Source organism: Pseudoalteromonas sp. MER144-MNA-CIBAN-0113 (genome assembly GCF_040308965.1).
Lineage (GTDB): Bacteria > Pseudomonadota > Gammaproteobacteria > Enterobacterales > Alteromonadaceae > Pseudoalteromonas > Pseudoalteromonas tetraodonis.
This window is the reverse complement of the sequence record NZ_JBEOOG010000053.1, coordinates 15,743-27,041: the sequence shown is the minus strand read 5'-3', so window position 1 is coordinate 27,041 and position 11,299 is coordinate 15,743. Positions and strand designations below refer to the sequence as shown.

At 39.5% G+C, this 11,299-nt stretch carries 10 protein-coding genes and 1 pseudogene; 5 read left to right on the top strand and 6 right to left on the bottom strand.

Annotated features, from left to right (window positions below):
* The first annotated feature begins 189 nt into the window (after nt 1-189).
* The gene (fadR, locus tag AAEY57_RS13560; protein WP_008109093.1) at nt 190-903 is read left to right on the top strand and encodes a fatty acid metabolism transcriptional regulator FadR; all 714 of its coding nucleotides are present in this window, start codon (nt 190-192) and stop codon (nt 901-903) included.
* A 236-nt stretch (nt 904-1,139) separates the two neighbouring features.
* Nucleotides 1,140-1,745 (top strand): peroxiredoxin, encoded by a 606-nt coding sequence (locus AAEY57_RS13555; RefSeq protein WP_008109095.1) that lies wholly within the window; start codon nt 1,140-1,142, stop codon nt 1,743-1,745.
* A gap of 60 nt (nt 1,746-1,805) precedes the next feature.
* Here the strand turns inward: AAEY57_RS13555 and AAEY57_RS13550 are convergent, their stop codons facing one another.
* Together AAEY57_RS13550 and smpB are read right to left on the bottom strand one after the other, a co-directional pair.
* Nucleotides 1,806-4,409 carry a TonB-dependent receptor gene (locus AAEY57_RS13550; protein WP_024602044.1) on the bottom strand — a complete coding sequence of 868 codons (2,604 nt, stop codon included), beginning with the start codon at nt 4,407-4,409 and terminating at the stop codon, nt 1,806-1,808.
* Between the two features lie 545 nt (nt 4,410-4,954).
* Complete coding sequence (gene smpB / locus AAEY57_RS13545; RefSeq protein WP_008109102.1) at nt 4,955-5,434, bottom strand: SsrA-binding protein SmpB; 480 nt, start codon at nt 5,432-5,434, stop codon at nt 4,955-4,957.
* A 148-nt stretch (nt 5,435-5,582) separates the two neighbouring features.
* Here smpB and AAEY57_RS13540 point away from each other — a divergent pair, with 148 nt between their 5' ends.
* Together AAEY57_RS13540 and AAEY57_RS13535 are read left to right on the top strand one after the other, a co-directional pair.
* Nucleotides 5,583-6,023: a type II toxin-antitoxin system RatA family toxin gene (locus AAEY57_RS13540; RefSeq protein ID WP_013465525.1), complete on the top strand. Its 441-nt coding sequence runs from the start codon at nt 5,583-5,585 to the stop codon at nt 6,021-6,023.
* On the top strand, nt 6,020-6,343 hold the full coding sequence (locus AAEY57_RS13535) for an RnfH family protein (RefSeq protein ID WP_013465524.1): 324 nt from the start codon (nt 6,020-6,022) through the stop codon (nt 6,341-6,343). The genes AAEY57_RS13540 and AAEY57_RS13535 overlap by 4 nt, the downstream gene beginning before the upstream one ends.
* A gap of 50 nt (nt 6,344-6,393) precedes the next feature.
* On the opposite strand, the gene AAEY57_RS13530 is transcribed toward AAEY57_RS13535, so the two are convergent.
* Nucleotides 6,394-6,753 (bottom strand): outer membrane protein assembly factor BamE, encoded by a 360-nt coding sequence (locus AAEY57_RS13530; protein ID WP_013465523.1) that lies wholly within the window; start codon nt 6,751-6,753, stop codon nt 6,394-6,396.
* A 106-nt stretch (nt 6,754-6,859) separates the two neighbouring features.
* Here AAEY57_RS13530 and AAEY57_RS13525 point away from each other — a divergent pair, with 106 nt between their 5' ends.
* Complete coding sequence (locus tag AAEY57_RS13525; protein ID WP_069438684.1) at nt 6,860-7,201, top strand: GIY-YIG nuclease family protein; 342 nt, start codon at nt 6,860-6,862, stop codon at nt 7,199-7,201.
* On the opposite strand, the gene AAEY57_RS13520 is transcribed toward AAEY57_RS13525, so the two are convergent.
* The 3 genes and pseudogenes from AAEY57_RS13520 to AAEY57_RS13510 form a co-directional block, all read right to left on the bottom strand.
* Complete coding sequence (locus AAEY57_RS13520) at nt 7,147-7,920, bottom strand: M28 family peptidase (protein WP_249362427.1); 774 nt, start codon at nt 7,918-7,920, stop codon at nt 7,147-7,149. The two genes, AAEY57_RS13525 and AAEY57_RS13520, sit on opposite strands and share 55 nt — an antisense overlap.
* A gap of 139 nt (nt 7,921-8,059) precedes the next feature.
* Nucleotides 8,060-9,249, bottom strand: a pseudogene (locus AAEY57_RS13515) (tetratricopeptide repeat protein).
* Between the two features lie 77 nt (nt 9,250-9,326).
* Nucleotides 9,327-11,246 carry a methyl-accepting chemotaxis protein gene (locus tag AAEY57_RS13510; protein ID WP_350608051.1) on the bottom strand — a complete coding sequence of 640 codons (1,920 nt, stop codon included), beginning with the start codon at nt 11,244-11,246 and terminating at the stop codon, nt 9,327-9,329.
* Nucleotides 11,247-11,299: the final 53 nt, after the last annotated feature.

Sequence of the window (11,299 nt, the reverse complement as noted above, 5' to 3'; positions counted from 1 at the left end):
CGTGACCAAGGTGATTATTATGTCTTGATCTGATCACTACATATTCTATAAGTTCAATTTATAATGATCTTGCCGTGACATGCCTAGGTAATTTAACTTACTTTACTTGTTAGTTGTGGCTTGTCTGGTACAATCAGTCAGTTAATCGTATGTAGCGATGTGATGTGAATTAATTCGAGTAGGAATTGAATGAGAATTTTTAAAGCGAAAAGCCCAGCAGGATTTGCTGAGGAGTACATAGTAGAGTCAATCTGGAATGGTGATTTTCCTCCAGGTTCAATTCTGCCAGCTGAGCGTGAACTCTCAGAGTTAATTGGTGTTACTAGAACCACATTGCGTGAAGTGTTACAACGATTAGCCAGAGACGGTTGGTTAACAATCCAACATGGTAAACCCACTCGCGTTAATAATTTTTGGGAAACGTCAGGATTAAACATTCTTGAAACACTGGCACGTTTAGATGAAGATAAAATGCCAGAGCTAACCGATCAGTTACTCTCAGCACGTACTAATATCAGCGCAATTTATACCCGTGCAGCTATAAAACTTGCACCAGAGCGTGTTATCGAAATTTTATCACAAAGCGATGAATTAGAAGATAGCGCACAAGCGTTTGCAGATTATGATTATAAAGTTCATCATGAATTAGCTGTTGCCGGTAACAATCGCATTTATGTGCTCATCCTTAATGGCTTTAAAGGTTTTTATTCTAAGATTGGCTGTCATTACTTTTCAGATCCTCGCACTCGCGAGCTTGCACGCCAGTTTTATAAAGACTTAACTAAGCTTGCTGAGAATAAAGAGCACGATGGTGCAATATTCATGATGCGTAAATATGGTCATCAAACCGGTGAAATATGGCAACATATTCGCGGTGATATGCCTAGCGATATTATGGATTAGTAAAAAGAACCTGCTTAAAGCAGGTTTTTTTATGATCAAAAATCAGTCCATTTATCAAGCGTTCGCTATTTTAGAACGGTGCTATCTATAAATACGATTGTTAATTTATTTTTTATAGCCATAGAATAATGTTTAATTAAATATGGTTGCTATTGTAATTTTAAAATTAGTGCCCATATTAGTAATCAGTATTGCGTAAGCAATTGACAATAAACTCAAAATATTTGGAGAATAAAATGGGTGTATTAGTAGGCCGTCAGGCACCAGACTTTACCGCTGCAGCTGTTCTAGGTAACGGTGAGATTGTAGATAGCTATAACCTTCACGAAAAAATCAAAGGTAAAAAAGCAGTAATCTTTTTCTACCCTCTAGATTTCACATTTGTATGTCCTTCTGAGCTTATTGCTTTTGATAAGCGTTATGCAGAATTCCAAAAACGTGGTGTAGAAGTAATTGGTGTTTCAATCGATTCACAGTTCTCACACAACGCATGGCGTAACACGGCTGTAGCAGACGGCGGTATTGGTAAAGTTCAATACGCACTAGTTGCAGACGTTAAACACGAAATCTGTAAAGCATACGACGTTGAGCACCCAGAAGCGGGCGTTGCATTTCGTGGTTCTTTCCTAATCGATGAAGAAGGTAACGTACGTCACCAAGTAGTGAACGACTTACCACTGGGTCGTAACATCGACGAAATGATCCGTATGGTTGATGCACTAGCATTCCACAGCGAGCACGGTGAAGTATGTCCTGCTGGTTGGACTGAAGGTAAAAAAGGAATGGACGCAAGCCCTGAAGGCGTTGCTAAATTCTTATCAGAAAACGAAGGCGAGCTATAATTTAGCCCTTTAGTTTAAGATAAAAAAACCGCCAAAATGGCGGTTTTTTATTATTTTAAATTAAAACGAAAAGCTCACTTTAGTATAAATGTAACGACCTCGAGGGTTGTGTACACCCGATGCGTAACCATACAGATCTGAATCACCGTCACCAATTGCAAACGGTGGCTCTTCATCAAATAAGTTGTTCACACCTAGCGATACTTTTGCTGACTCAGTAATACGATATGATGTTTGTAAATCTACCAGTACTTGTGAATCAACAGTACGCGATGTATTACTATCGAAGTCTAAGTTACCATCGAAATCGATATCTGGCGTATCTTCAAACTCACCTACATAACTAATGTTCATGTTTGTGTTGAACTGACCAATTTCCCAGTTAGTTGAGAAAATCCAGCGATGCTCTGGGTAACCATATTCACCAGTGTAATCGCGGCCATCTTTTTCAAATTTATCCTGATAAGCCCATTCTAAATTGAATTTTAGTAAGCCTAAATCATCCAGTGAGTGGTTGTAATTTGCTGAAATATCAACGCCCGAAACTTCTTGTGATGATACATTTTCAAAAGTACTGAAAATCTTTTGAATAGTCCCTAAACTGTCTGTACCTGAAGGAGGTAAGCGAACACATACGGTACTGTTTTGGTTATTACACTCTGAGTTGTAAATTGGACCAAACTCTTGCTCATCAATTTTATTGTCTTGGGTGATACTCCATACATCTACACTCAAACCAAAGTCAGTTGTAGGTGCCCAAATAAAGCCGACGTTCCAAGATTCAGACTCTTCAGCTTCTAAGTCAGGGTTACCGGCAAATTCAATGTTGTAATCTAGCGGATCACAATCTTTACCTGTTGCATCACAGCGATAGTTATCAATAAAGAACTGACTTTCCTGAGATGGCCCTAAACCTACTTGTGCAAGTGACGGTGCTCTGAAGCCTTGCGCCCATGAACCACGTACTGTGATTTCATCTGTAGGTGCCCAGCGTAAAGCAACTTTAGGGTTTGTCGTAGTGCCAAAGTCACTGTAATCATCGTAACGGCCAGCAAGTTGTAGCTCTAAGTTTTCCGCAAGTGGAATTGAAAACTCTACATAGGCCGCGTACTGGTCGCGCTCTGCGGCAGCTGAAACAGACTCGGTACCAAAGATTAATCCACGTTGGAATTGATCATCTGGCGTATCCGTTACGTCTTCTTCGCGGTATTCAATACCGGCCGCCATCATGACAACATCATCACCAAAGCTAAATGCTTCACCTGAAATGTTAGCATCGAACGACGTCATATGAGACTCGCCTTGACGAACCAAGCTCGTAGTAATTCTATCAATTACGGCCGGATCGTTGTAAGTGCCGCCAAATGGGTTGTAGTTACCGGCATCAATTTCTTGTTGTAAGAAGTCGGTGCGTACCCAACCTTGTGAGCGATCCCCAGTTTGTAATGACTTACTACGTCCTTTTTGTACCGCTGTTTCCCAGCTCCAATCGTTTATTTCACCTTTTAAACCAGCAACAAAACGTAATGTGTCTGATTCGATATCCCATTGGCGCGCACCTGCATCGACAGTTCTAAAATAATTAATCCCTACATCTTGTCCAAATGGATTATTAGGGTGACTCCCTGTTACTGTTAAACCCGCATCTTTATCAAGTGGCGTTGGCGCACCCGCTGCAACTGAGCTGTTATGCTGTACAGCCATTTCTAAAAAGCCGGTGATACCATTGTCAAAGCGGTATTCAAATTGTGAAATTGCGCCCACACGTTCTGACGCCGGGGCAATATAGCCGAATGGACCATAATCAAAAACACAGCTGTTACTGCTACTTATTTGGTCAGTAGGACAGCTAGGATCTGGCGTTTGAACACCATTTACATCGAACGAGCCAGGGAAACCACGTGATGAACGAAAATCCATGCCACCATATGGAGACTGGTTAGCAGTACCTAAGCGGCCCATTTCATCTGATGATAAAGAAGTGTTTTTAAAGTAATCAATAATAACGGATGCACTACTTTTTGCACTTGTTGTACCCCAAACAATGCTAGCCGTGGTTTCTTCATAGTTAGGACCATCTGTGCCGCCGTAACCTAAATTAACTTCAATACCGTCGATGTCTTTTTTCAAGATAACGTTTACAACACCTGCTACAGCATCAGAGCCATAGATTGCTGATGCGCCATCTTTTAAAATATCAATACGTTCGATTGCTGAAACAGGAATACTGTTTATATCAACAAATGAGTTGGTGATCCCTTCTGCAAATGCGCTTATAGCAACACGACGACCATTAATAAGTACCAAGGTAGCATCAGCCCCTAAACCACGAAGGCTGACGGCAGCTGAACCATTAGCGGTCGAGTCTTGGTTATTACCACGGGTTGAAAAGGTACCATTACCTGCAACAGGCATTCTTTCAAGCAGCTGTTGTAGGTTGTCATAACCCATGTTTTCGATGTCTTCTTTATTAATGGATTGTACTGGTGATGGGCCTTCTATATCGGAACGTTTGATACGAGAGCCTGTTACTTGAATACGTTCTACTTTTTCTGCAGTTTGCTGTGCAGCATAAGTTGTTGTACTAAAACCTGCTGACAATGCGATAGTAGCACCGATGATTAAGCTCGGTGTAAATGCAATTGAGCGATACCAACCCATCATAGAAAATGTTTGCTCAGAGAGCGTTCTACTGGATTTTATCAAGGCGCCATGATGATGTAATAGTGGTTTCTATTACGAAGAGTGGTAACGCAGAGAAAGTTCTGCAGATGCTCTCCCATAGGGCGAGTTTTAAAAGTGCTTAAACTGCGTTTTTTGAATTTTAAAGAGAGCCACACTTAATTCATTCAAATGCCTTGCCTAAGTACTTTTAAATTCTCGCTGAGCGTCCATTTTCTATAAAGGGTTGGTATGTATCCTTAAGTCCTTGTTGATATGTTAATAATTTACTTGTTTTACAAGTCGAATTATTAATACCATGTAACTTAAGTGTTATCAATTAGCCGCAAAGATGATTTTGTTATCGGCACGAATATGTACTTATTTTCTTAATAAAGGAAAACGATGGGATACTCGCTATCTGGTGCGGGATGAGGGTCTTCTCATTATTTAAAAATAAATCACCGAGCGACTTTAATTTGTAATAATTTGTATTTTGCTAAAAATTTAATTAAAAAAACGCCTAACATGATGTTAGACGTTTTTATTTAAACTTTATGTTTCATTAAACGTTCTTTTTCACGGGACCAATCTTTATTTTTGCCGTCTTCACGTTTGTCATGCATTTTCTTACCTTTAGCTAAATGGAATTCAAGCTTCACCCAGCATTTTTTCCAATACATAGCGGTGGCAACTAATGAATAACCATCACGCTCAGTTGCACCAACTAAGCGGTCAAGCTCACGCCTGCTTAGTAGTAATTTACGGTAACGTAGTGGGTCACAAATAACATGGGTCGATGCACTATTCAAAGGCTGAATGGTACTACCTAATAAAAATGCTTCACCGTTTTTTAGATGAATGTAAGTTTCAGAGATATTTACTTTACCTGCTCGGATACTTTTTACTTCCCAGCCTTGGAGTTCAACACCTGCTTCAAACTTGTCGTGTAAAAAATACTCGTGTCGCGCTTTTTTATTTAGCGCGATGGTATTGCTTGTCGATTTTGATGAATTTTTCTTAGCCATAGTGCCCTATAATATACGTTATACGAGATGTTTTACATCGATTTTTTTAAATTATACATGCAAAAGCGAAGGATTCATTTAAGCGCGATGAAAGTTTGGGGAAACGCACAAAGCTTGCTAAAATTCCTGCACACAGTTGGGAGTGAGTATGCCACAAATAGAGAAAAGTGCGCTGGTTATGTACAGCACTAAAGAGATGTTTGATCTAGTCAATGATGTAGAAGCTTATTCGCAGTTTTTACCTAATTGTTCAGACTCAAAAATTATTAAGCAGCATGATAATAACATGACCGCCAGTTTAGAAATATCTAAAGCCGGTATAAAAAAATGGTTTACCACTGAAAATACGCTAATTGATGAGCAAACAGTGATGCTTCGCTTGGTCGATGGGCCTTTTAAAACCTTACAAGGTCGCTGGCATTTTCAGCAATTAGATGCGCATGCGTGCAAAGTGCATTTACAGCTAGACTTTGAATTTTCTAGTAAGTTAATAGAACTTGCGTTTGGTAAAATTTTTAATGATGTAGCTAAAAATATGGTGAGTGCCTTTACTCAACGTGCAAAAGCGGTATATGGAGAGCGTGCATGATCAATATTGAAATTGTGTTTGCGTTGCCAACGAAAGCAACCACGTTAAATATAGAAGTATTCCAAGGTACCACCGCAGAGCAAGCAGTGATCCAATCAGGTATTATTAAGAAGTGCCCTGAAATTGATGCAACCGCTTTAACTTTAGGTGTATGGAACAGAACGGTAAAGCTTAATCATGAGCTTAAAGACGGCGATAGAGTTGAAATTTACCGCCCATTAATTGCCGACCCTAAAGATGCCCGCAGAAAGCGCGCCGAAAAAGCCAAAGAAGAGGGCCGCGCAAATAAAGTAACTGGTGGCCGACCGTTAGATCGTTAGATACAAAAAAGGTGAGCCATGCTCACCTTTTTAAATTAAACCCAAATGGCTTATTGCTCTAAAGGGGTTGTAAAGTTTTCTGGTTGCTCATAGTCACCAGAGACCGTTACCAACTTTTCATTTTCAAAGTTTAATACTAATGATTTATATTGTTCATTAGCGCGCCCTTTATTAAAGCTGTAAACGTAACGCCAGGTATTTTTATCGAAGGCGTCTTCGGCAATCGGTCTGCCTAGTACATAAATTACTTGCTCGCGAGTCATATTAACGCGAAGCTTATCAACGTCTGATTGTTCTAAAAAGTTACCTTGAGGGATGTTGATTCTGTACACCCAGCTAGAACAACCTGCGGCTGAACTAAGCGTTAAAGCGACAATAAGCCAAAGAGAAAAAGTTTTTAACGACTGCATTGTTAGTTGTGATCCTTATTTTTTATAATCTGCATGATACCTATTAGTCACTCAAGGTAAAACCCTTTTGAGTAATTGTTTTTGTTAAGCGCGTTAAGGCGAGGTTTTGACCATTAATAATCAAAAAAGTTTAAACGATGAGTTGTGCAATAGTAAAAGTAAACCGGCTGTTTGGTCACTGTATATTGTGCAAACACGGTTTGGTCATTGGTATACCGGCATTACAGTTGATGTAGCGCGTCGTTTAGCAACGCACCAAGCGGGTAAAGGGGCAAAAAACCTCAAAGGGAAAGGACCGCTGGTGCTCATTCATCAGCAACAAGTTGGGACTAAAAGCGACGCAAGTAAATTAGAATATGCGATTAAAAAACTTCCACGGGCAAAAAAAGAGGCTTACGTTGCTGCTTTTAAGGGGGGGCTGAATACCTCAGGGTTTGTCAAAAGCTGATTAATAAATTCCTCAATTAGCAATACGGCTTCTTGATAGAGGGGAGTGTTAATATTTTCGAGCGTATCTTTGGCACTATGGTGGTAGTTATCTGCCCCCATAGAAAAGTACACATACGGAATTTTTTGTTTAGCGAATGAATAATGGTCGCTGGCTCTGCGCCAATCTATTTGTTTCGTGTTGGTGAGTCGGCTCATTTTTCGTGATGAATAAACAGGCTTTAATTTGATCTTGTCCCCGTTAATCTGAGTAAATAACGGATTAAGCTGGGCTTTTAAAGATCGACTTGTTAGCGCGTATAAACGCTTATGTGACTTTTTAATTGCCAACATATCTAAGTTAATATTTAAAACAATCGGGAGCTGGCGTATTGTTTTAGCAAAGTGCTCACTGCCGTGTAAACCATTTTCTTCAGCGTCTGTTGCAACAAACATAAAACGATATGAAGAAGAATCCGTTAGCGCATTCGATAAATAAAGTAATGCAGCAACACCCGAGGCATTATCGTTAGCACCTGGGTGTAATTTTCCTGCTTTTAGACCTAGATGATCATAATGCGCAGTAATAACAATTACAGGTAAATCTTTTACAGTATTAGTGGCAATAATATTAACGCCTTGTGCGCTAGAGAACAGCCCTGAGGAATAAGTAAAAGGTTGTTCACTTACTGTAAGTTGATGCTCTTTGAAGCGTGTTTTTAAATACTCCCTTGTGAGCAAGGCTGCCTGGCTATTCGTTTTTCTACCAGCTAACTCCGAGCTGGTTAATATAGTTAAATCAGCTAATAATTGCGGCTCAATCTGTTTACAAAGGCCGCTCCAACTTATAAAAACTATGATACAGGTTAAGCTAAATAATTTAATGATGATTCGCCTTAGCGGTGAGTGACTTTAATGCGATAAGCTTATTGTCATAGCGCTGTTTTTCATGATCAAAGTCTGCTTTTTTTCTAGCTTTACGCAAATGAAACTCCGCTCTAGTTATATTATTTAATTCAAAATAACTGCGCGCTAGCCCAAAGTGGCTTTCATGAAGTGTCGGTGACATAGCGTTTGCTTTTTTATAATGGCTAATTGCATTTGCGTAATCACCATTTACATAGTCACTGTTACCAAGCGATATATGATAGTAAGGGTTTTCTTGGCGCTTTTTGTCAAGCTTTGCCAATAGCTTTTCGCCTTCGGCTACTCTATCTGTAAGTTTATATAATAATGCTAAATTACCTTGCGCAGTATTATCATTGGCGTTTAAGGCAATAGCATAGCTGTACATTTGCTCCGCTTGCTTTAAATCATCTAATTGTTTAAAGAGTACCCCTAAATTGCCCCAGCTAGCACTAAATGAAGCATCGGTATTAATTGCGGCTTTGAAATAGCTATACGCTAAATCATAGTGTTTATTTACCAGTGCCTCACCGCCTTTATTATTATAAAACATGGCGGTCACTCGTTTTTTGACAGCGATGAGGTTGCAAAACGGGCTTGTCGGCTATTGGGGTCAAAATCAATAATTAAGCGCTTATTACGCTGATAAACAAGTGAGCTGTCTTTGAGCTTAGTTTTATTGTCTATGGCAAGGTTGATGTGCCCAGTGAGTAAATTAAATCCTTGATTTAACGCCCAGTACTCAGGAACATGTACTTTTTGAAAGCGGGCTTTAAGGCCTAAATGTTCGGCTAAGCTATACGCTAAAATAGAGAGGGAAAGACAATTAGCATTTAAATTTTGATAGCTTTGAGATGCAGTTTGTGTGCTAGTAGATTGGTAAGATAGTGAGTTATCACCATTTGTGAGTAAAAAACTAAGTAGACTATAGGCAATTTTATCAGCCGATTTATTTTTTTGTACATAAGCATTTAATTGCTGTTTGAGGCTATCGTCGAGTTGAAATATTTGTTGCTCAGACTCTACCAGCTGCTGTTGTAATTGCATGGGAGGAGTAATAGTGGGGATTGGCACGCTTATATTGGCGTTATCTGTGGTGCTACAAGCACACAGAGCCAGCAGACACACAATCAGTAAATAATGTTTACCTTGAACAGCACTCATACACACCTCTGTACAAAAAACACACTTAAGTATAGTGGTTATTTTGTACAGAGGTTATTTAAAACGTAACAAACTATTTAACGCTGCTGATTAAACGTGGCAACGAGTGCATCAAGTGTTTGTGCGCTGGTGGCTAAATCACGAATTGCTTGTTCGGTATTTATTTGTTCACTCATTGATTTATCACTGATCTCACTAATTTGCTCAATACTACGACCCACATCGTTCACTACACTGCTTTGTTGTTCGGTGGCTGTGGCAATTAGAGTTGCCATATCGTTAATTTCATTCGCTGTTTCAGTAATAGTATTAAGTAACTCAACCGAGTTTTGCATTGCGCTAACGCTTTGTTGGGCTTTATTTTTTGATTGGCTAATATCATTTACAACATCATCTGAAATTTGAGTGAGCTCTTCAATCATTGATTGAATTTCAGTGGTTGATTGCGACGTACGATTCGCCAGCGCTCTTACTTCGTCAGCAACGACAGCAAAACCTCGACCATGTTCACCTGCACGTGCAGATTCAATGGCTGCATTGAGAGCCAGTAAGTTGGTTTGCTCTGAAATCCCTCTAATTGAATCTACAATACTGGCAATGTCTATGGTTTTTTTAGAAAGCAGTGCAACTTGCTCGGTAATACCATCGATGTCGCTGGCAAGGGCTGAGATTGTCGTCTGGCTTTGTAATACTTGTTGATGGCTTTGTTTGGTATTATCGCGACTATCGTTGGTTAACTTAGCTGCATTCGCTGCACTTTGTGCTATTTCTTGCACTGTAGCGCCCATTTCATTGATCGCTGCAGCAACTGAAATAGTTTGCTCTTTTTGTTTATCCAGCGCTAAGGAGTTTTGTTTTGCTTGCGCAAAGACATGATCAGAACTTTGACGAATACCATGGCTTTCATCAGCGACTTGCACAATGGCGGTTTCTATTTTCTCAATAAACTGGTTGAACCCTGACGTTAAATTATTGAGTTCAGGTTGAGGTGATGCTGGTAGACGATACGCTAAATTAGCATCACCGCGGCCTAAACGAGAAAACAACTCCGCCATTTTTGATAACGGTGAGGCTAAAGAGCGAGCTAACAAGTAACTTATCACGCTTGCGATAAGTGCTGTAATGATAGTAAATGTGAATATTTGCCACTCGAGGGTGTTTACACTTGCGAATACCTCGCTTTTTGGTACTTGAGCCAACACAAATAAGTCGGTGTTTTTAATTGGTGTGGCAGCAATCAGCGTGGCTTGTCCGTTAATATTTACTTCTTCTAAAGTAAAACCATTTTCATCAAGTAATTTGTTATGAATATTAGCACTGTAAATACTATCTATATTAACCTTAGCGACTTTAGCTGCATCTTTGTGTAGCTGAATTAAGCCACTTTTATCGGCAATAAACACAAACCCTGATTGCTCAATTTTAAATTGTTGTAGCAGCTTTTGCATATCTGTAATGCTTTTTGCTAAGCCTGCCAAGCCTAAACCATTAGGTTGTTGGTGGTTAACAAACATTTTTACATCGTTTTCAGACTCTTGATAAATACTAATTGAGTAAGGTTGCTTTGATTGTGTAAAAGCAAAAAACCAGCCATCTGCGGCATCATTTTTTAAAACACGTAAAAAGCCATCTTGATTCCAATATTGTGCAGTGTTTTTATTCGCCCATGAAGCCGTGGCAAGATCGTATTGGTCAACCAAACGATTGAGCTCTTTAAGTAATAGCGTGTCGTTGTTGTTGCCAGCATTTGCCCAATCTAAAATAAAGGTATTTGCCGAAAGCTGCTGTGCTGCACCAAGAAGTTCATTGATCTCGCCACCAATATGATTACTGATTGTTTGCAATTTACTTGGCAATTCAGATTCGATCATGCGTTGCTCAATAATATTCTTTGAGTTATGCAAAGACGTCAAACCAATTAATACAGCAACACAAATAGCAATAATGCTTCCAAGGGCTGTTATTTTTTGAGTAATAGAGAGATTTTGTATCGTCATGATAGTGCTTATATTTACAACTGAGGCAATGAGGGGAATTATTTTAGCACATT